Source organism: Actinomycetospora rhizophila (assembly GCF_042657905.1).
In the GTDB taxonomy this organism is placed as follows: domain Bacteria; phylum Actinomycetota; class Actinomycetes; order Mycobacteriales; family Pseudonocardiaceae; genus Actinomycetospora; species Actinomycetospora rhizophila.
In genome coordinates, this window is sequence record NZ_JBHSKG010000021.1 from 78509 (window position 1) to 97645 (window position 19137).

At 75.6% G+C, this 19137-nt stretch carries 19 protein-coding genes; 5 read left to right on the forward strand and 14 right to left on the reverse strand.

Annotated elements, in window-relative coordinates:
* Positions 1 to 5: 5 nt before the first annotated feature.
* The 7 genes from mnhG to menD all read right to left on the reverse strand — a co-directional run bounded on the left by mnhG (position 6) and on the right by menD (position 8359).
* Positions 6 to 479: a monovalent cation/H(+) antiporter subunit G gene (mnhG, locus tag ACFPK1_RS28420; protein ID WP_378024310.1), complete on the reverse strand. Its 474-nt coding sequence runs from the start codon at positions 477 to 479 to the stop codon at positions 6 to 8.
* Positions 476 to 760: a monovalent cation/H+ antiporter complex subunit F gene (locus ACFPK1_RS28425; RefSeq protein WP_378024311.1), complete on the reverse strand. Its 285-nt coding sequence runs from the start codon at positions 758 to 760 to the stop codon at positions 476 to 478. The genes mnhG and ACFPK1_RS28425 overlap by 4 nt, the downstream gene beginning before the upstream one ends.
* Positions 757 to 1332, reverse strand: coding sequence for a Na+/H+ antiporter subunit E (locus ACFPK1_RS28430; protein WP_378024312.1), 576 nt, complete (start codon positions 1330 to 1332; stop codon positions 757 to 759). The genes ACFPK1_RS28425 and ACFPK1_RS28430 overlap by 4 nt, the downstream gene beginning before the upstream one ends.
* Positions 1329 to 3143, reverse strand: a complete 1815-nt coding sequence (locus ACFPK1_RS28435; protein ID WP_378024313.1) for a Na+/H+ antiporter subunit D — start codon at positions 3141 to 3143, stop codon at positions 1329 to 1331. The genes ACFPK1_RS28430 and ACFPK1_RS28435 overlap by 4 nt, the downstream gene beginning before the upstream one ends.
* A complete protein-coding gene (locus ACFPK1_RS28440; protein WP_378024314.1) occupies positions 3140 to 3634 on the reverse strand; it encodes a Na(+)/H(+) antiporter subunit C in 495 nt (164 codons plus the stop codon). Before ACFPK1_RS28440 ends, ACFPK1_RS28435 begins: the two co-directional genes overlap by 4 nt.
* Positions 3631 to 6483 (reverse strand): Na+/H+ antiporter subunit A, encoded by a 2853-nt coding sequence (locus ACFPK1_RS28445; protein ID WP_378024315.1) that lies wholly within the window; start codon positions 6481 to 6483, stop codon positions 3631 to 3633. The genes ACFPK1_RS28440 and ACFPK1_RS28445 overlap by 4 nt, the downstream gene beginning before the upstream one ends.
* Positions 6484 to 6631: 148 nt before the next feature.
* A complete protein-coding gene (menD, locus tag ACFPK1_RS28450; protein WP_378024316.1) occupies positions 6632 to 8359 on the reverse strand; it encodes a 2-succinyl-5-enolpyruvyl-6-hydroxy-3-cyclohexene-1-carboxylic-acid synthase in 1728 nt (575 codons plus the stop codon).
* 450 nt (positions 8360 to 8809) lie between these two features.
* Between menD and ACFPK1_RS28455 the strand changes: the two genes are divergently transcribed.
* Both ACFPK1_RS28455 and ACFPK1_RS28460 read left to right on the forward strand, forming a co-directional pair.
* Complete coding sequence (locus tag ACFPK1_RS28455; RefSeq protein ID WP_378024317.1) at positions 8810 to 10075, forward strand: hypothetical protein; 1266 nt, start codon at positions 8810 to 8812, stop codon at positions 10073 to 10075.
* Between the two features lie 96 nt (positions 10076 to 10171).
* Positions 10172 to 11044 carry a 1,4-dihydroxy-2-naphthoate polyprenyltransferase gene (locus tag ACFPK1_RS28460; RefSeq protein WP_378024318.1) on the forward strand — a complete coding sequence of 291 codons (873 nt, stop codon included), beginning with the start codon at positions 10172 to 10174 and terminating at the stop codon, positions 11042 to 11044.
* A gap of 6 nt (positions 11045 to 11050) precedes the next feature.
* On the opposite strand, the gene ACFPK1_RS28465 is transcribed toward ACFPK1_RS28460, so the two are convergent.
* The gene (locus tag ACFPK1_RS28465; protein ID WP_378024319.1) at positions 11051 to 11395 is read right to left on the reverse strand and encodes a DUF4229 domain-containing protein; all 345 of its coding nucleotides are present in this window, start codon (positions 11393 to 11395) and stop codon (positions 11051 to 11053) included.
* A gap of 206 nt (positions 11396 to 11601) precedes the next feature.
* Here ACFPK1_RS28465 and ACFPK1_RS28470 point away from each other — a divergent pair, with 206 nt between their 5' ends.
* On the forward strand, positions 11602 to 11805 hold the full coding sequence (locus ACFPK1_RS28470; protein WP_337714908.1) for a BldC family transcriptional regulator: 204 nt from the start codon (positions 11602 to 11604) through the stop codon (positions 11803 to 11805).
* 179 nt (positions 11806 to 11984) lie between these two features.
* The gene (locus ACFPK1_RS28475; protein WP_378024320.1) at positions 11985 to 12245 is read left to right on the forward strand and encodes a hypothetical protein; all 261 of its coding nucleotides are present in this window, start codon (positions 11985 to 11987) and stop codon (positions 12243 to 12245) included.
* A 6-nt stretch (positions 12246 to 12251) separates the two neighbouring features.
* Here the strand turns inward: ACFPK1_RS28475 and ACFPK1_RS28480 are convergent, their stop codons facing one another.
* From ACFPK1_RS28480 to ACFPK1_RS28500, 5 genes are all read right to left on the reverse strand, one after another.
* A complete protein-coding gene (locus ACFPK1_RS28480; protein WP_378024321.1) occupies positions 12252 to 13616 on the reverse strand; it encodes a MinD/ParA family ATP-binding protein in 1365 nt (454 codons plus the stop codon).
* Between the two features lie 72 nt (positions 13617 to 13688).
* A complete protein-coding gene (gene ccsB, locus ACFPK1_RS28485; protein WP_378024322.1) occupies positions 13689 to 14687 on the reverse strand; it encodes a c-type cytochrome biogenesis protein CcsB in 999 nt (332 codons plus the stop codon).
* Positions 14677 to 16389, reverse strand: a complete 1713-nt coding sequence (gene resB / locus ACFPK1_RS28490) for a cytochrome c biogenesis protein ResB (protein ID WP_378024323.1) — start codon at positions 16387 to 16389, stop codon at positions 14677 to 14679. Before resB ends, ccsB begins: the two co-directional genes overlap by 11 nt.
* 6 nt (positions 16390 to 16395) lie before the next feature.
* Entirely contained in the window at positions 16396 to 17244 is an 849-nt protein-coding gene (locus ACFPK1_RS28495) for a cytochrome c biogenesis CcdA family protein (protein ID WP_378024324.1), read from the reverse strand.
* A gap of 91 nt (positions 17245 to 17335) precedes the next feature.
* Positions 17336 to 18187, reverse strand: coding sequence for a hypothetical protein (locus ACFPK1_RS28500; protein WP_378024325.1), 852 nt, complete (start codon positions 18185 to 18187; stop codon positions 17336 to 17338).
* A 299-nt stretch (positions 18188 to 18486) separates the two neighbouring features.
* On the opposite strand from ACFPK1_RS28500, the gene ACFPK1_RS28505 reads away from it, so the two are divergent.
* Positions 18487 to 18672, forward strand: coding sequence for a hypothetical protein (locus ACFPK1_RS28505; RefSeq protein ID WP_378024326.1), 186 nt, complete (start codon positions 18487 to 18489; stop codon positions 18670 to 18672).
* A 4-nt stretch (positions 18673 to 18676) separates the two neighbouring features.
* Here ACFPK1_RS28505 and ACFPK1_RS28510 read toward each other — a convergent pair whose 3' ends face one another.
* Complete coding sequence (locus tag ACFPK1_RS28510) at positions 18677 to 19072, reverse strand: zinc ribbon domain-containing protein (RefSeq protein WP_378024327.1); 396 nt, start codon at positions 19070 to 19072, stop codon at positions 18677 to 18679.
* Between the last annotated feature and the right edge of the window lie 65 nt (positions 19073 to 19137).

Below are 19137 nucleotides of genomic sequence, written 5' to 3' on the forward strand. Positions count from 1 at the left end.
GCGTCTCACGCCCCCTCCGTCCGCCCGCCCGGGGGCATCCGGATGTCGGTGTCCTCGGCGTCCGACGGGTCCTCGACGTCGGGCTCGTCGGGCTCGGGGCGGTCCGGGCCCGGGTCCGCCGAGTCCTGCGTGTCCTCGAGCTCGTCGACGTAGAGCAGGTCGCGGCGCACCCCGTCGCCGCGGTGTGCGAGCCGGCCGACGACGTGCGCGGTCACCGGCGCCGTGACGAGCTGGAACGCCCCCACCAGCACGAGCATCCACACGTCGACGCTGGTCCGCAGGTGCAGCGCGCCCCCGATGACCACGAGCACCAGCCCGACGACCTGCGGCTTCGTCGCCGCGTGCATCCGGCTCAGCACGTCGGGCAGGGAGAGCAGGCCGACCGAGGCGACGAGGGTCAGCAGCACCCCGAGGACGATCGACACCGTGCCGATCGCGTCGAGCGTCACGGCCAGCCCGTCGCGGCCGCCGGGGCTCACCGGTCGGTCCCCCGGCGCACGAAGCGCGCCACGGTGGTCGAGCCGAGGAAGCCGACCAGGCTGATCGCCACCACCACCGGGACCAGCGACGAGTCACCGGTCAGCGCGGCGTACACGACGAGCCCGACCAGGAACTCGGCGACGAGGACGTCGAGCGCGACGAGCCGGTCGAGCCCCGTGGGGCCGCGCAGCAGGCGCACGACGACCAGGAGCGACGAGAGCCCCAGCAGCACGAGGGACACGACGAGCACGGCGTCGAGCACGGCGGGCAGTCCGGTCACGGGGCCTCCTCGGTGGCGCCGGCGGCCTGCGGCCGGCCCAGCGCCTCGACCAGGTCGGCCTCCAGGCGCGCGACCTGGTCCCGGAAGGCGGCGACCGCCGCGGCGTCGTCGGCCCCCAGGACGTGCGCGTAGATCGTGCGCTCCTCCGGGCGGGCCTCGATGACGACGCTGCCGGGCACCAGGCAGAGCATCTCGACCGCCATCGCCATGACGAACTCCGACGGCGACTCGAGGCGGACCGCGACGACCGAGCTGCGGATCGGGCGGCCGGGGCGCAGGGCCTCCAGCGACTGCCACGCCACCTGCAGGCTCGACACGAGGAGGTCGGCGACGAACCGGCGCGTCGTGCGCAGCGCCGCGCCCGGTCGCAGCCAGTTCCGGCCCGGGGCCGGCGGCAGCGGGAACGCCAGCAGCACCACGAGGGCCACGGCGAGCCCGCCGAGCACGTTGGCCCAGGAGAACGTGCCCCACAGCAGGACCCACACCAGCGTGAGCCACACGACGGGCACGGCGCGGCGCAGGAGGCCGGTGGTGTCGGGCGGGGCGGCGCGGCCCCGGTCCTGCTCGCTCATCGCGCCACCCGGTCGTCGACGGTCTGGGCGAACACGGCCTGGATGTAGGGCGTGCGCGCGACGAGGTCGTCGGCGGCCTGGTCGGCGACGGCGTAGAGCGGGCCCGCGACGACGGTGAGGGAGAGCCCGAGCGCGACGAGCGCGCCCGTCGCGCCGGCCATGACCTTCGGCAGCCGGCGCGACACCCGGTCGCCCGGGGCGCCGAGCAGGCGGCCGCTCAGGACCGACGCGCCGTCCGCGGGCGCGAGGCGGGCGACCGGCCAGTCGACCTCGGCGCCGCTGTTGCCGTCGGCGCCCGCGATCGTGCGGGCCGTGCCGGGGCGCACCTGGGTGAGCACCCCGCTGCGCGGTGTCGGGGCCCCGGGCAGCCCGCCGGTGGCGCGGTCGCGCCCCTCCGGCAGCTCGGCGCCGTCCTCCTCGGCGTCCTCCTCGTCCTCGTCCTGCGCGGGCTCCTCGGACACGGGGATCTGGTCGGCCGGGCGCCAGAACGCGAGCACCCAGACCTTGGTGACCGCGTAGAGCGTCAGCAGGCTCGTCAGCACCGACACCACGACGAGGATCCAGGCGAGCGCGGACCCGTCGACGACGCCGGCCTGCACCAGCCCGAGCTTGCCCACGAAGCCCGACAGCGGCGGGATGCCGCCGAGGTTGATCGCCGGGACGAACCACAGCACGGCGAGCACCGGCGAGGCCTTCATCAGCCCGCCCAGACGGGTCACCGACGTCGAGCCGCCGACCCCCTCGATGAGCCCCACCACGCAGAACAGCGTGGCCTGCACGGTGATGTGGTGGACGACGTAGAACACCGCGCCGGCCACGCCCAGCGGCGTCGCGAGCGCCACCCCGAAGATCATGTAGCCGATGTGGCTGACCAGTGTGAACGACAGGATCCGCTTGATGTCGGCCTGCGCGATCGCCCCGAGCGCACCCACCAGCATCGTCAGCCCGGCGGCCACGAGCAGGATCGTCCGGGTGACCTCGGAGTCCGGGAAGATCAGCGTCTCGGTGCGGATGATCGAGTAGACGCCGACCTTGGTGAGCAGGCCGGCGAACACCGCGGTGACCGGGGCGGCGGCGGTCGGGTAGCTGTCGGGCAGCCACGCCGAGAGCGGGAAGACCGCGGCCTTGATGCCGAACGCCGTGAGCAGCACGAGGTGGATCGCGAGTGCCGTGCCCGGGGGCACCGTCTCCATGCGCAGCGAGATCTGCGCGAGGTTCAGCGTGCCGACCGCGGCGTAGACGAGCGCGATGCCGACGAGGAAGACCAGCGAGGACACCACGTTGACGACGACGTAGGTGATGCCCGCGCGCACCCGCGAGCGGCTCCCGCCCAGGGTCAGCAGCACGTAGCTCGCCATCAGCAGGACCTCGAACCCCACGTAGAGGTTGAACAGGTCCCCGGACAGGAACGCGTTGGCGACGCCCGCGGCGAGCACGAGGTAGGTCGGGTGGAAGATCGTGATCGGGGTGGCCTCGTCGCGGTCGTACACGCCCTGCCCGATCGCGTAGACGAGCACGGCGAGCGTCACCGACATCGACGTCAGCAGCATCAGCGCCGACAGCGGGTCGACCACGAGCGTGATGCCCAGCGGCACCGGCCACGACCCGAGCGTCACGACGATCGGGCCGTTCTGCACCGCGGCGACGAGCAGCATCGCCGCGATGACCACGACCACCGCGAGCACCGCGACGCTCAGGGCGCGCTGCAGCGTCGGGCGCCGCGAGAGCACGAGCGTCGCGCCCGCCCCGAGCAGCGGCAGCAGCACCGGGAGCGGGATGAGCGTGGCGAGCAGGCTGGAGCCGGGGTTCATCGGGCGACCTCCCCGGCGGCGGTCGGGGCCCGGGCGGGGTCGGGCGCCGCCTCGGACTCGTCGTCGGGGTCGGTGTCCGCGGTGGTCTCGCACCCCGTGGTGTCGAGCTCCTCCTCGTCCTCCTGCTCCCCGCGCTCGAGGCGGCGGCGCACGGACCGGTCCTCGACGTCCTCGGTGAGGTCGTCCTCGCGCTCGAGGGTCCAGGTGCGGTGGATGAGGGCGAGCAGGAACGCCGTCACGCCCAGGGTGATGACGATCGCGGTGAGCACCAGGGCCTGGACCAGCGCATCGCTCATCTCCGCGTCCGGCGCCGTGCCGACCAGCGGCGGCGCGCCCGCCCGGCCGCCCGCGACGATGACGAGGACGTTGGTGGCGTTGCCGAGCACGAGGATGCCCAGCAGCACCCGGGTCAGGCTGCGCTCGAGGATCAGGTAGACGCCCGCGGAGTAGAGCACCCCGATGAGGGCGAGCAGCACGATCGGCGAGGTCACGACGGCACCTCCTGCCGCGTCACGGCGGCCACGCGCCGCCGGTCGAGCTCCGCGCCGAGGCTGCGCAGCACGTCGAGCACGAGGCCGACGACGACCAGGTAGACACCGACGTCGAAGATCAGCGACGTCACGAACTTGACGTTCCCGAGCACCGGGACGTACCCCTCGATCACCGCGGTCTGCAGCACCTCGCCGCCGAGCAGCAACGCCCCGACCCCGGTGCCGCCCGCCAGGAGCAGCCCGAGCCCGAGCAGCAGACCGGCGTCCACCGGCACCGCCTCGCCGAGCTCGTACCGCCCGCCCGCCACGTAACGGACCACCAGGGCCAGCCCGGCGACGAGCCCGCCCGCGAACCCGCCGCCGGGTGCGTTGTGGCCGGCGAACAGGAAGTACAGGGAGACGACCATCATCGTCGGGAAGACCAGGCGGGTGACCACCTCGAGGAGCAGCACCCGGTCGTCGTCGCCGCGGCGGGCCGACCGCAGCCAGCCGCCGGCGCGGGTGGTCGGGGTGACGACGGGCTGCGGCTCGCCGCGGGGCGGCGCGCCGGAGCGGCGGTGCAGGAAGACGAGGCTCGCGACGCCCGTGGCGGCGGCGACGATCACCGAGAGCTCGCCCATCGTGTCCCAGGCGCGGATGTCGACCAGGGTCACGTTGACGACGTTCGCGCCGGCCCCGAAGCCGTAGGCCTGGGCGGGGTAGGCCGCCGACACCGCGGGCGCGGACCGGGCGGCGAGCGCGACCGCCCCGAGCCCGGTCATCAGCAGCCCGACCGGCACCGCGACGATCAGGCGCCGCACGCGCCGGCGCGGGGTGTCGCGGTCGGCGATGTCGCGCGGCAGCGTGCGCAGGACGAGCACGACGACCACGAGCGTCGCCGTCTCGACCAGGGCCTGGGTGAGCGCGACGTCGGGGGCGCCCGCGAGCGCGAAGATCAGCGCGGTGGCGTACCCGACGCCGCCGACGACGAGGACCGCCCCGAGGCGCCGGCGCACGCGGGTCGCGACGATCGCGCAGGCGGCGCCGATGACGGCGGCGAGCACCTGGAACGGCGAGTCCGCGAGCCGGTCGATCCGGACCTCGCCGAGCTCGGGCCCGACCAGCAGCACGAGGCCCGGGCCGATCACTAGGACCGCGAAGACCGTCGAGAGGATCCAGGGCAGCGAGCCGCGCTGGGTGAGCGCGGTGACGCGCAGCGAGGTGTTCTCCAGCGCGTGGACGACCCCGCGCCACGTGATCTCCGCCCGGACCCCGGAGAGCGGGTGGCGGGAGGTCAGGCGCGCGCTGACCCGCGGCAGCCCGACGACGAAGCCCAGCGCCACCGCGAGCACCGAGAGGCCCAGCGCGACCCCGACCGACGGGATGACGGCGAGCTCGAGCAGCGCCGGGTAGGTCGCCGGCAGCGTCTCCGCGTACGGCTCGAGCAGCGGGGCGAGCGCCGAGACGCCGACGCCCGCGGCGAGCCCGGCGAACCCCAGCACGACCGGCGCGGTGGCGAACAGCGCGCCCGGCGGCTGCCAGCTCACCTCCTCGACGCCCGGCTTGCGCCAGAACGCGCCCCAGACGAAGCGCGTGCTGTAGGCGACGGTCAGCACCGAGCCGAGCACGACGAGCGCGAGCAGCGGCACCGCGGCCGGCCCGTAGGCGTCGTGCAGGAACGCCTCGAAGGCGCCCTCCTTGGTGACGAACCCGAGCAGCGGCGGCAGCCCGGCCATCGACGCGGCGCCGAGGATCCCGGCGGTGGCCAGCACCGGCGCGCGGCGCCCCAGCCCGGAGAGCTCGCGCAGGTCACGGGTGCCGGCCTTGCGGTCGATGACGCCGACGACGAGGAACAGGCAGGCCTTGAACATCGCGTGGGCGACGACCAGGCCGAGCGCCGCGAGCGCCGCGTCGCGGGTGCCGGCCCCGGCGAGCAGCACCATGAAACCGAGCTGCGAGACGGTGCCGTGCGCGAGGACCAGCTTGAGGTCGTGCTGGCGCAGCGCCTGGATGCCGCCGAGCAGCATGGTGGTGACCGCGAGCGTCGCGACCAGCGGGCGCCACGGCTCGACGTCGGCGAGCCCGGGGGCCAGGCGCAGGACGAGGTAGACGCCGGCCTTCACCATCGCCGCGGCGTGCAGGTAGGCGCTGACCGGGGTGGGCGCGGCCATCGCCGAGGGCAGCCAGAAGTGGAACGGGACGAGCGCCGACTTGGTGATCGCGCCGACGAGCACGCAGACGACGCCGGCGGTCAGGGCCGCCGGCGTGGCCGCCGGGCCGGCGAAGTACGCGACGAGGTCGTCCAGGCGGGACGTCCCGGCGGCCTCGGCGAGGATCACCAGCCCGACGAGCATCGTCAGCCCGCCCGCGGCGGTGACGACGAGCGCCTGCACCGCCGCCGCGCGGCTCGCCCGCTTGTGCGCGTCGTGGCCGACCAGCAGGAACGAGAAGACGGTCGTGAGCTCCCAGCACACGTAGAGCACGAACACGTCGTTCGACCAGACGAGGGCGAGCATCGCGCCGGCGAACGCCGTGAGCACCCCGGCGAACCGGCCCAGCCCGCGCGCCCCGGCCGAGAAGTACCGCGCGCAGTACACGAGCACGAGCGCGCCGACCCCGGTGACCAGCAGCGACACCGTCGCCGCGAGGGGGTCGAGGCGCATCGCGATGTCGACCCCGAGGGCGGGGATCCAGGGCACGTCCTCCTCGACCGGCTGCCCGGCGAGCACGCCGGGCAGCTGCGCGAGGATCCAGACGAAGGCGGCCGCGGGGACGAGCGCGAGCACGAGGAACGCCCGCCGATCGAGCGCCCGGACGAGCGCGGGCGCGGCCAGCGCCGCCACCGCGTGCGCCACCACCAGCACCAGCACGCCTGCCGCACTCCCGTCGTCGCCTCTGATCGCCCCGCCCGAGGCGGGTGCATCATTCCTGATCCCCCGTGGTGACCGCGTGCGGAGACGACTGGGTCACTCCGTGGTCTCACTACGGGCTCACCCGGGGCTCACACCGTGGCCCTGGCTAGTCGGCGCTGCCCACGGCCTCGCGCACGGCCGCCGCGGTCTGCTCCCCCGCCGCGCGCCGCGTCGCCCGGTCGATCTCCACCTCGACCACCCGGGTGCCCGGCCGCCCCGTGGGGGCCAGCGCGTCCGCGAGCTCCGCGGGCGTCGCCCGCCGGTGGAGCACGTGGTGGGCGGCGCAGAGCGAGGCGAGGTCGGTGCCGTGCGGGGTGCCGAAGACCCGCTCGAACGCCGCGGCGTAGCGCGGGGCGCCCTGCTCGAGGGTGGTGAAGATGCCGCCGCCGTCGTCGTTGGCGACCACGATGGTGAGCTCGCCGCGCGGCTCGTCCGGCCCGACGAGCAGGCCGTTGGTGTCGTGGAGGAACGTCAGGTCGCCGAGCAGCGCGTAGGTGGGCCCCGGGTGGCCCAGCGAGACGCCGACCGCCAGCGAGACCGCGCCGTCGATGCCCGAGACGCCGCGTGCCGAGTGCACCCGGACGTCGGCGCGCGGGGTCGCGGCGAGCGCGACGTCGCGGATCGGGGCCGACGAGCCGACCACGAGGTGGGCGCCGGGCGGGAGCGCGGCGACGGTCGCCGCGGCGAGCGCAGGCCCGCCGGCGCCGGGGTCCTGCGCGAGCACGGCGGCGGCGCGGTCGGACGCGTCGGCCCAGGCGCGGGCGAAGTGCAGGTCGGGCTTCCAGTCGTCGGGGTCGGGCAGCGCACCCACCGCGGAGACGGCGCCGGCCACGTCGGTCCACCCCGGGCGGGGTCGGCCGCCGGTCGGCGCGACCGCGGGCACCGCGAGGACCTCGATGCCCGGGTCGGCGAGCAGCCGGGACACCGAGCGGTGCAGGGTCGGGCGGCCGAGGACGACGACCTGCTCGGGGCGCAGGTCGTCGCGCAGCCCGTCGAGCGCGGCCGGCAGCACCCAGGTGCCGGCGTGCAGCATCCGGCCGCCGAGGGCGTCCGACCACAGCGGCGACGTGGGCTCGGCGAGCACCGGCACGCCCTCGGGCAGCCGGGTCCCCGCGGGCACCGCGGCACCGCCGTAGCCGGCGACGACGAGGGTGCGGGCGCCGGCGCGCAGGGGCAGCGGGGCGAGCACGGACGTCGGCGGCGCCGCGATCGACCGCGTCCAGGGAGCCGCGTCGGGACGGCCCGCGAGCGCCGGGTCGGGCTCGCCGGGGGCGTCGTCGGCGGGATCGAGCAGCGGCTCGCGCAGGGGCACGTTGAGCTGCACGGGACCGGGGTCGCCGCCGCTGGTGCCGGCGGCGCGGTCGAGGGCGCGCGCCACGACGGCGCGCCAGGTGCGCGCGGCGCCGGCCCGGTCCTCGGCGACCGGCATGACGATCGAGGCCCGCGCGGCCTCGCCGAACAGACCCGCCTGGTCGATGGTCTGGTTCGCGCCGCTGTCGACGAGCTCGACGGGCCGGTCGGCGCTGACCACGAGGAGCCCGACCCCGGCCCGGGAGGCCTCGAGGACGGCGGGGTGCAGGTTCGCGACGGCGGTGCCGGAGGTCACCACGACGGGCACGACCCGCCCCGACACGCTGCCGAGGCCCACGGCGAGGAAGCCCGCGCCGCGCTCGTCGATGCGGACGTGCAGGCGCAGGCGGCCGTCGCGGTCGGCGGCCTCGAGGGCGACGAGCAGCGGCGCGTTGCGCGAGCCCGGGCACGCGACCGCGTCGGTCACCCCGGCCCGCACCCACTCGTCGACGACGACGTGGGCCTGCGCGGTCGAGGGGAACACTGCTCCGAGGGTAACGACGCGGGACCGGTCGTACGCGACGGACGTGGCGTGATCCCGGCCCTTGATCAGCACGGGATCGGGCGTGGGCCGGGCCCGGCGCCGTCCCGTGGTGATCACGAGCACGACATCCACGTCCGCGTCGGCCCGCGGGGCGATGAGGTGCTCCTGATCACGCGACGGGGGACGACGCTCAGCGCCGGGCGAGCTGACCGCTCACCCACAGGAGCCCCGAGCGCCCCGCACGTCTGCACCACGCACGCGGCGACGTCGAGCCGACGCGCCGGACGGGTGGCGAACCGCTCGACCGGATGACAAACCATCGAGCGAAACCCGGGCCGGACCCGTCATCCCGGCCCGGGGTCGCGCCGTTGCGGAGAGGTGCGCATCGCTGACTCCCGTTCCCCGGACCGGGTCGTCGCGACGCCGCGGAGGCGACGGACCGGACTCGTCGTGGCCGCCGGCGTCCTGACGACCGCCCTGACCCTCGCCGTCGCCGCGCCCGTCGCGGCGGCCGACCCCACGGCACCACCGTCCCCCGGGACCTCCGGACCGGCCCCCCGTGACGAGCGCGGCGCCGCCGACGAGGACGGCGTCCAGCGCTGGGCCCCGCCGCTGGCGGGCGCGACGACCGGTGTCGAGGTCGCCGAGGGCACCGCGCGGCTGTCCACCTCCCGCGACGGCACCGAGACCGGCCCCGCGGCGCTGCGCGGCGCCGAGCGCCAGGGCCTGCTCGACCTCGGCGCCCACCAGTTCGCGACGCCCGTGAACCGCATCGAGGCGCCCGTCACCGGCGACGTCCCGCCCGGCACGCAGGTCGCCGTCGACGTCCGCGGGCAGGGTCCCGACGGGCAGTGGACCGAGTGGATCCCGGCCGCCCCCGGCGCCCCGGCGATCCTCCCCGAGCCCACCCGCACCGTCGCCGCGCGCCTCGCGCTGATCGCCCCCGCCGGCGGGACCGGCCCGGCCGTGCGCAGCCTGGAGGTCCGCGCCGATCAGGTCCCGACCGACGCCCGCACGATCACCCCGCGGGCCAGCTACCGCGTGTTCGCCACCCGCGAGGGCCTCGTGGGCGGCACGACCGCCAACGGGCACCGGATCGTGGCGAACGACCAGTTCGTCGCCCTGCCGTCGCGGCGGGCGCTCTCGCCGAACGGCAGCGGGGACTACAGCGTGCGCGTCTGCACCGACGCCGGCCGCTGCGCCACCGTCCCCGTGTGGGACGTCGGGCCGTGGAACACCAAGGACGACTACTGGAACCCCATCGACCAGCGCCAGCAGTGGAAGGACCTGCCCCAGGGCCGCCCGCAGGCGCAGGCCGCGTTCGAGGACAAGCACAACGGCGGGCGTGACGGGTTCGGCCGCCAGGTGAAGAACCCGGCCGGCATCGACCTCGCCGACGGCACGTTCTGGGGCCTCGGGCTGCGCGAGAACGCCTTCGTCACCGTCGACTACCTCTGGACGGCGCGCGCGGCTGCGCTCGGCCGGGCCGTCACCGGCGGCGCCGGACCGGTCGTCGAGCGGACCGCGGCGGACGCGGCGGCCGCGGACGGCGGGGTGGTCGGCGACGGCGCCCAGGTCGAGATCCAGTGCCAGGTCGCCGGCACCCCCGTCGCGGGCAGCCAGGGCACGAGCAACCTCTGGCTTCGCACGCGTCCCGACCGCTACGTCCCCGCCGCGTGGATCCAGGGCGCACCACCGGTACCTGCCTGCGCTTAGCGTCGCGCCGAGCCGGTCACGACCTGTTGCGCTCCTTCGTCGCGCAACATGTCGGCTGCGGCGGCGCGCTCCCACCGTCCACTAGGCTCGCCGCCCGTGGCGACCGTCGGCGAATGGGTGGAGGGAGCCCGGCCCCGCACGCTGCCCACGGCGATCGCGCCGGTGCTCGCGGGGTCCGGGGCGGCCGCGGGCGTCGCCGGGTTCGACGCGGTGGCCGCGGTGCTGGCGCTGATCGTCTCGGTGGCGCTGGTGATCGGGGTGAACTACGCCAACGACTACTCCGACGGCGTGCGCGGCACCGACGACGACCGGGTCGGCCCGCTGCGTCTCGTGGGCTCGGGCGCCGCGCAGCCGTACAAGGTGCGCCAGGCGGCGTTCCTGTGCCTCGGCCTCGGGGCGGTCGCGGGGATCGCGCTCTCGCTCTACAGCGGCTACTGGTGGCTGATCATCGTGGGCGCGGTGTGCCTGCTCGGCGCCTGGTTCTACACCGGCGGCTCGCGCCCCTACGGCTACCGCGGGCTCGGCGAGGTCGCGGTGTTCGTCTTCTTCGGCCCGGTCGCCGTGCTCGGCACCGAGTTCACGCAGACCGGCCGGGCGAGCGGGCTCGGGATCGGCGCGTCGGTCGGCGTCGGGCTGCTCGCGTGCGCGGTGCTCGTCGCCAACAACCTGCGCGACATCGGCTCCGACGTCGAGACCGGCAAGCGCACGCTGGCCGTGGTCCTCGGCGACCGGGACACCCGCGTGCTCTACGCCGCGCTCGTCGTGGTCCCGCTCGGCATGACGCTGGTGCTGAGCCTGCGCGCCTGGGGCGCGCTCGCCGGCCTGCTCGCGCTGGTCCTGCTCGGCCCCGGCCTGCGGCGCGTGCTCGCGGGCTCGACCGGGCCGCAGCTCATCCCCGTGCTGCGCGACACCGCGCTGGGCCTGCTGGTGTGGTCGGCGGCCACGGCGCTGGGCCTGGCGCTCACCTAGCGGCCGTCACGCCGCGGGGCCGTCCACGTCCCCGCGCAGCTCGGCGCGCAGGTGCTCGCGGCGGGCGCGCCGCGACGCCGTCGCGGCCTCCACCTCGGCGTTCAGGCGGGCGCGCAGGCCGCGGAACAGCACGAGCGAGAGCGGCAGGGCCACGACGATCGCGACGAGCAGGCCCACGAGCAGCGGCAGGCCGACGGCGACGAGCACGCCCGCGATCACCGCCACGAGCAGCAGGCGCACGCCGACGTAGAGCACGACGGCGACGGCCACGCTGCCGGGCGTCCCCGCGGCGGGCGTCGTGCCGGCGCCGGTGGTGGTGGGCGTGGTGGACCCGGATTCCTGGGAGGTCACGCCTCCAGGGTAGGCACCGCGGCGCCGGCCCGTGCGGGTCGTGGCGGGCGCCCACCTCGTCCGGTTTCGCCCTTTATGGTCCCTTTACCTGGATACAAGCGTTCGAGTACGTACGGGGTCCGGTGTCACGATTCGCTGCGTTACGTCCGCTCCGCCCCCGGGCGCGCAGCGGGCCAGGTGTGTAGGGACAGGGAAGGTGGAGTGACATGACCATCACTCACGACGCCGGCGAACGGCTCATGACCCCGGGCGAGGTCGCCGCGATGTTCCGCGTCGACCCCAAGACCGTGACCCGCTGGGCCTCCGCCGGCCGCATCGGCTCCATCCGCACGCCGGGCGGGCACCGCCGGTTCCGCGAGTCCGAGGTCCGCACGCTGCTCGACGGCCTCACCAGCGAGGCGCACCACTAGTCGGTGCCGGCCGGGTGGCCGGCGGCCCCGCGCCGCCGGTCACCGAGTGCACCCGACCGTCACCCGACGGCGACCTCCCGCACGTCACGCGGACTTCGGCCCCGACCGGTAGCGTGGTGGATGCCCGGCCCGCAGTCACACCCGTGGACCGGTGACGTCGAGATGCTGGAGGCGTCCGAGTGATCCCGTTCCTCGTGGCCGTGCTGGTCCTGGTCGTCGTGGGGACGTTGCTGTGGAAGGTGATGGCCGCCCAGGCGGCCCAGGCCGGCCACGACGGCGGCTCCGGCGGCATGGTCGAGGACGCCCCCACCGGTCCTACCCGGCAGGCGACGCCGCGGCGCCCGCAGCGCCCCCGCCGCCCGGTGGCCCCGGACGACGACCCCGAGTTCCTCAAGGCGCTCGACGAGAAGATCCAGCGTGAGGACCCGCCCTCGTCCTAGCGCTCCTCAGCGCGGCAGGACGGGGCGCCGCACGCGCGACCCGGCCCGTCCGAAGTCGTCGGCCACGGTCGCGGCGAGCTCCAGCAGCGCCGCCCGCGTGCGCGACGCGAGCTTGTCCAGCTCGATCTCCGCGCCCTCCTCGAGGTGCGGGTCGAACGGCAGGCGCACCACCGCGCGGCAGCGGGCCGCGAAGTGGTCGGAGACGCGGTCGAGGTCGACGTTGCCCGACGAGCGCCGCACGTAGTTGATGACGGCCACGGAGCGGGACACCAGGTCGCGGTAGCCGTGCGCGTCGAGCCAGTCGAGCGTGGCCGACGCGCTGCGCGCCCCGTCGATCGACGCCGACGACACGATCAGCAGCGAGTCGGCGACGTCGAGGACGCCCTTCATCGCCGAGTGCATGAGGCCGGTGCCGCAGTCGGTGAGCACGACGTTGTAGAAGTGCTCGAGCAACGTCACCGTGCGCCGGTAGTCGACCTCGCTGAACGCCTCGGACACCGCCGGGTCCTGCTCGCTCGCGAGGACCTCGAGGCGGGACGGGCCCTGCGAGGTGTAGGCGCGCACGTCCGAGTAGCGCCGCACGCGGTCGGCGTCGCGCAGCAGGTGGCGCACCGTCGCCGTCGTCTCCAGCGGGATCTTCTGGCTCAGCGTGCCGCGGTCGGGGTTGGCGTCCACGGCGATGACGCGGTCGCCGCGCAGGGACGCGAACGTCGACCCGAGCGTGGTGGTCATCGTGGTCTTGCCGACGCCGCCCTTGAGGCTCAGCATCGCGATCTTGTAGCAGCCGTGCAGCGGCTGGTTGACCCGCGCGATGAGCTCGCGGCGGGCGGCGTCGCCCAGGCTCTCGCCCGGGTTGATCAGCCCGCCCGAGCCGACGAACAGCGCGCGCCGCCAGCCGGTCTGCGGCGGGCGCTTGCTCGGCCGCAGGAGCTGCGCGGACGACAGGTCGTAGGTGCTCGCGCCGCCGCCCGGCGGGGCGCCCGCGCCGCGGCCCGGGGTGGTGAAGCGGCCCGAGACGGGCGCCCGGTCGGCGGGCGCGGGGCTCCCGGGCGGGCCGGCGACCCGGCCGGTGGGAGCGGCGCCGACGCGCGGGTCGAAGCCGGGGTGACGCGGCTGGGCGGCGTCACCGCGGGCGGCCTCGGCCGTGTCGACGCGGCGGGTGGTCTCCGGGGAGTCCGGCGGGCTCGCCACCGCGGGGCTCTCGCCGCCGGTGCCCGTCGACGCCGGGGTGGACGGGGTGGACGGGGTGGATGGCTCGGGCCGGTCCGCCACCGGGGACGCGGGGGCGGCCGGCGGCTCGGACGCGCCCGGCGCGGCGTCGCGTGCGTCTCCCGCCGCACGCTCGGCGCCGGTGTCGTCCCTGGATTCCATCCCCACGGTCCTCCCTCGTCGCGTGCGCGCCGCACCGTATCCCGTCGAGGAGATCCTCGACGACCGGAACGATCAGCCCACTCCGGCGTAGGAGTGCAGGCCCGTCACGACGAGGTTGACGAAGAAGAGGTTGAAGACCATGACCGCGAACCCGACGACGTTGATCACGGCGGCACGCGGTCCGCGCCAGCCGGCCGTCGAGCGGGCGTGCAGGTAGCAGGCGTAGACGATCCAGGCGATGAACGCCGTCGTCTCCTTCGGGTCCCAGCCCCAGTAGCGGCCCCACGCCGCCTCGGCCCAGATCGCGCCGGTGATCACGGCGAACGTCCAGATCGGGAAGGCGATGGCGGTGGCGCGGTAGGCGACGCGGTCGAGGACGTCGGCGGACGGCAGGCGCGAGGTCCACGTCAGCCGCGTGGGGTCGTTCTCGTGCACCCGGCGCAGCAGGTAGAGCACGCTCGCGACGCCCGCGAGCAGCAGGATGCCCGACGCGATCACGGCCGCGGAGACGTGGATGGCGAGCCAGTACGAGCGCAGCGCGGGCACCACCGGCGCGGTCTGCGTGTAGAGCACCGTGCCCGCGAGGAACATCAGGACGACCACGGGCAGCAGCACGAACGCGCCGAGGCGGCGCAGCTCGGGCCGGCGGCGCAGCACGACCAGCCAGGCGCCCACCGCGACCAGGCAGATCGCCGCGGTGAACTCGTACATGTTGCCCCAGGGCACGCGCTGGGCGGCGATCCCGCGCACGACCAGCATCGCGAGGTGCAGGCCGAACCCGAGGACGGTCAGCGAGACCCCGGTGCGCCCGAAGCGCTCGGCCTTCGTCCGCGGTGCGCGGACCGGCGTCGCGGTGTCGTCGTGCTCCGCCGCCGCGGCCGCACCCCCGCGCGAGAGCCCCGCGGTCGTCGCGCCGACGGCCGCCGGGACGCGGGCCTCCTCCTGCTCCGACCCCGTCCGGCGCAGCAGCGCGTGCTCGACGGCGTGCAGGATCATGGCCAGCACGTAGACCGCGAGCGCGGACTCGAACAGCAGGTCGCCGAACTGGCCCAGGCCTGCGTCAACGACCATCGTGGTCCTCCTGCTCGTCCTGCTCGTCGGCCGGCACGTCCGGGTCGGGACGCTCGCGGCCCGTCTCCCCCGCGTCCTCCCCCGTGTCGGGGTGGGGCGGCGCCAGCTCGGCGGCGAGCCGACCGAACTCTTCGCCGTAGCCCGCACGGTCGGTCCGGGCGAGCCCGCCCAGGCTCACCACCGTACGACCTTCTGTCGTAGACGGCGCGGCAGGGCTCACGCGCACCCAGAACCGCCGCCGGCGCACGGTCAGCGAGAGGGTCAGCCCGCCGAGCAGGGCGATCGCGGCGAGGAGCACCGCGGTCTGCGCGGGGTCGTGGGACACCTGCAGCGACACCCAGTTCTCGACGCCGTCGAAGCGGATGCGGGTGCCGTCGTCGAGGGCGATCTCGCCGCCGGGCTTGATGTTCTCGCGGGCCACGCGCTGCAGGCGGCCCTGCTCGACCATCGTCGAGTCCACCTCGAAGATCGACTGGGCGCGGCCCGAGTCGAGGCCCAGGTCGCCGCGCAGCACGTCGACCGCGACCTCCGGGTCGTTCAGCGCCGGGAACACCGACGTGACGAGCCCGCCACCCGACGAGGTGGGCGCGAACAGCCCGGTGATCGCGAGCTGGGAGCGCCGGCGCTCCGCCTCGTCCGTCACTCCGGGCGGGTCGATCTTGGTGGCGCCCTCGGAGAGCAGCGTGGCCTGGTCGACGGGCCGCCACTGGATCAGCCCGACCCGCTGCTCGCCGTTCGGGAACATCACCGTGAACCGCGGGGCGTAGCCGTGCCCGAGCAGGTAGACGCGCTCGCCGTCGACGCGCAGCGGGTCGTTGACGGCGAGGTCGTGCGACTGCCAGGTGGTGTCACCGCGCTCGACGGCGTCGGTGTCCTGGTAGCGGACGCGCGCGTCGAACGAGTCGGGCTGGCCGTCCGGACGGAACGTGGCGCGGAAGTCGTCGACGATCATGCAGAACGGGTCGAGGCCGGTGCCGTCGACCTGCAGGCCGGGGCGGAACGAGTCGTAGGCGTAGATGCCGGAGTTGCAGAACTCGCTGCCGTCGGCCATGACGATGACCTGCCCCTCGTAGCCGAGGAGCTTGCCGACCGCGATCCCGCCGAGCAGCGCGACGAGGCTGAGGTGGAAGACCAGGTTGCCGACCTCGCGCAGCGCGCCCTTCTCCGCCGACAGCGTCCGCACGCCGCCGGGCTCGGAGCGCACGGCGACCTTCCAGCCCCGCAGGCGGCGGCGCGCGGTCTCGACGACGGTGTCCGGGTCGTCGTCGGAGGTGCTCCGCGCGTGGTGGGGCAGGCGGGCGAGGTTGCGCGGCACCGACACGGGCTCGGCGCGCAGGCCGCGCACGTGCTCGAACGACCGCGGCACCAGGCAGCCGATGAGCGAGATGAACAGCAGCAGGTAGATCGCCGCGAACCACGGGGTCGCGAAGACGTCGAAGAACCCGAGGTCGTCGAGGATCGGGCCGAGGGTGGGGTTCCGGGTGAGGTAGTCGTCGACGGCGTTGGGGCTCGGGGTGCGCTGGGGCAGCAGCGCGCCGGGCAGCGAGGCGACCGCGAGCAGGAAGAGCAGGATCAGCGCCGTGCGCATGCTCGTGAGCCCGCGCCAGGTGTTGCGGGCCAGGGCGAGCGCCTGCCGGGTCCGGCCCGGGCGCGACGGCGGCGGTCCCGCGTCCCCGGGGGGCGCCTGCAGCGTGGAGGTCATCGAGGCCTACAGAGGGGTGGTGAAGCCGGCGACGGGGCCGCGCAGGAGGGCGACGATCTCGGCCCAGAGGCCGGTGGCGAGCAGCAGCCCGACGACGACGAGCGCGACGCCGCCGACGATCTGGATGCGGCGGCTGTTCGTGCGCAGCCACGCCTGCGCCCGGACCGCGCGCCCGGCGCCCAGCGCGATGAGCACGAACGGCACGCCCAGCCCGAGGCAGTAGGCGAGCAGCAGGACGATGCCCCGGACCCCCGCCGACCCGGTGTCGGTGCCGCTGGCCAGCGCGACGACCCCGGCGAGCGTCGGCCCGAGGCACGGCGTCCACCCGAGCCCGAACGTGGCGCCGAGCAGGGGCGCGCCGAGCAGGCCGGTGCGGGGGACCCAGTGCGGGCGGGTGTCGCGCTGCAGCGCCGGCACGAGGCCGAGGAAGACCAGGCCCATGGCGACGGTGACCACACCCCCGATGCGCTGCAGGAGCGCCTCGTTGACCAGCAGCGCGTCCGCCAGCCACACCACCGAGCCGAGCCCGACGACGAACACCACGGTGAAGCCGAGCACGAACAGCGCCGCGGCCCCGGCGACCCGGAACCGGCGCAGCGTCCGCGGCGTGGCCGTGGCCGTCCCGGCCGTCGGGAGCTCGCCCGTGACCGCGGCGCGGCGCTCGGCGTCCTGCACGCGCACCTCGTCCTGCGTGACGGCCGGGGCGTCGGCGCCGACGAGGCCGGCGAGGTAGGCCAGGTAGCCGGGCACCAGCGGCACCACGCAGGGCGAGGCGAAGCTGACCACTCCCGCCGCCACCGACAGCAGCACGGCGAGCAGGACGGGGCCGGACGTGGCCACCTCGGTCAGGTTCATGGCGCCGTCCAGGGTAGGACGCCACGGTCGGACGCGCGTGAGCACGGGCCCCGATCTCCGACGATGTGTCGTAGGAGACGGGTCGGCGGGGTCAGGCGCCGGGCCGCCGGGAGCCGATGAACGGGTCGCCCGCGGCGAGGTCGCGGCCGGCGCCGGCGAACCACCCGGGCTCCGGGGCGGGCGCCTGGGCGGCGCTGTCGGCGACGAAGCGCTCGATGCCGGAGCGGCGCTCGAGGTCACGTCGACGCCTCACCGGGGCCGGCAGGTCGGCCGGCAGCGCGTCCACCAGGGCGACGAGGACCGCGACCGCCGGGGCGAGCGTCGTCGTGGTCAGCGGGCCGTCCCAGGTCATGGTGACGTGGCGCCCGTCGACGACCACGGAACCGGGCGGCTTCGGCGGGCCGGCGAGACGTGCGAGCGAGGGGGCGAGCAGCGCCCGTGCGTACCCCGCGTCGCGGCTCCCGGCGGTGAACGTCGCGCCCAGGGGGCCGGCGTCGACCTCGGGGAGCTTCCCGATCTGCTCCTCCCAGCGGGTCACGGGCCACCCGCGGGGGCGCAGGATCACCGCCGGCGCGTCGCGCACGGCCTCGTCGACCTCGACCAGCGCGGTGTCCTCGACGACGACCTTCTCGCCCTCGCCGTCGCCGACGGTCACCCAGCGCCGGTGCTCGACCGCGCGGACGACGTGGTCGCCGACCGCGGTCGTGAGGTCGCGGACCACCACCCCGCGCCGCTGGGCGGGGCTCGGCGGGCGGAACCACGACGACCCGGAGAGCGACGCGTGCGCCCCGACGTGGTGCCAGCCGTGCTCCGCGGCCCAGCCCTCCCACGCCGCGTCGTCGCGCGCCGCGGACCGGCGCGACGGCAACGAGCACGCCGCGGCGAGCGCCAGCCCGAGGCCGACCGCGGCCACGCACACCACCAGGATCCCGATCCCCGCCACAGCTCCCCCTCGCCTCGCCTCACGGCTCGGACGGTGCGGGGAGGGTCGGATGTTCCCGGAGCGGAAATTCGCTCGCGCGCTCCGTGGGCGCGTCCTAGCGTCTCCGTCGTGCTCATCGACTCCTGAGGCCCCGGGGCCGTCCGCCCCGAGCCACTCCGCTGTCCTCCCGCCGTCCGCGCCCGGACGATGATCAGGGAGCACCCGCGGTCGATGTCGATCTCCTCGATGACCCTGTGCGCTCCGTGATCTCCCGGTGCCGGCGCCGTCCGCCGAAGTCCCAGCACACCCAGGAGGTCCGTATGCGAACCACCGATCCCACGACCCCGCCCGAGCGCCCGGCCAACCGCGCCGAGCGCCGTGCCGCCGCGAAGGGCCGGGCACCCGGGTCGTCCGGTCGGCCGAGAGCACCCCGCGCGGCCGGCCCGAAGGAGCACACGAAGCCCGCGCACCTGCGCACGGACTTCGCCGCCCGCCGCAGCGGGTGAGCGGTCAGTTGTGCGAGGGGTGGCCGTTGCCGTTGGTGCCGCCCTGCGGGGGCGCGGGCCAGGGCGCGGCGCCGGGCATCCCCGGTGCCGCGCCCTGGGGCGGGTAGGGCTGGTACGGGCCCCGGTACTGGCCGGGCAGCGGCGGCGGGCCCGCCGGCGGCGCGGGCGGGGCCGCCGCGAGCTGCTCGGCCTGCCCCTTCTCGACCCACATCAGGAACCCGCAGGCCGTGCACTGCGTGGCCCAGCGCGTGCGGACCGGGAAGAGCGGGATGAAGAACAGCGTGAACCTGGTGACCGCTCGCAGGATGGCGTTGGCGGCCGAGCGGTGGCAGTTGACGCAGGTCAGGACGACCAGCGCCAGCTGCGTGACGGTGCGGCGGGTGCCGAAGATGAGCAACACGTACCCCCGGGGAGCGATCAGCCGGACGAGCTAATCAGATCGGACGCGTGCCACGGAACCGGCAC

Bases quoted from the DNA above. Each gene is read 5' to 3' on its own strand.
- ACFPK1_RS28430 (WP_378024312.1), bottom strand. From the start codon at position 1,332: ATGAGCGAGCAGGACCGGGGCCGCGCCGCCCCGCCCGACACCACCGGC.
- ACFPK1_RS28435 (WP_378024313.1), bottom strand. From the start codon at position 3,143: ATGAACCCCGGCTCCAGCCTGCTCGCCACGCTCATCCCGCTCCCGGTG.
- ACFPK1_RS28470 (WP_337714908.1), top strand. From the start codon at position 11,602: ATGACCATCACTCACGACGCCGGCGAACGGCTCATGACCCCGGGCGAG.
- ACFPK1_RS28480 (WP_378024321.1), bottom strand. From the start codon at position 13,616: ATGGAATCCAGGGACGACACCGGCGCCGAGCGTGCGGCGGGAGACGCA.
- ccsB (WP_378024322.1), bottom strand. From the start codon at position 14,687: ATGGTCGTTGACGCAGGCCTGGGCCAGTTCGGCGACCTGCTGTTCGAG.
- resB (WP_378024323.1), bottom strand. From the start codon at position 16,389: ATGACCTCCACGCTGCAGGCGCCCCCCGGGGACGCGGGACCGCCGCCG.
- ACFPK1_RS28495 (WP_378024324.1), bottom strand. From the start codon at position 17,244: ATGAACCTGACCGAGGTGGCCACGTCCGGCCCCGTCCTGCTCGCCGTG.
- ACFPK1_RS28505 (WP_378024326.1), top strand. From the start codon at position 18,487: ATGCGAACCACCGATCCCACGACCCCGCCCGAGCGCCCGGCCAACCGC.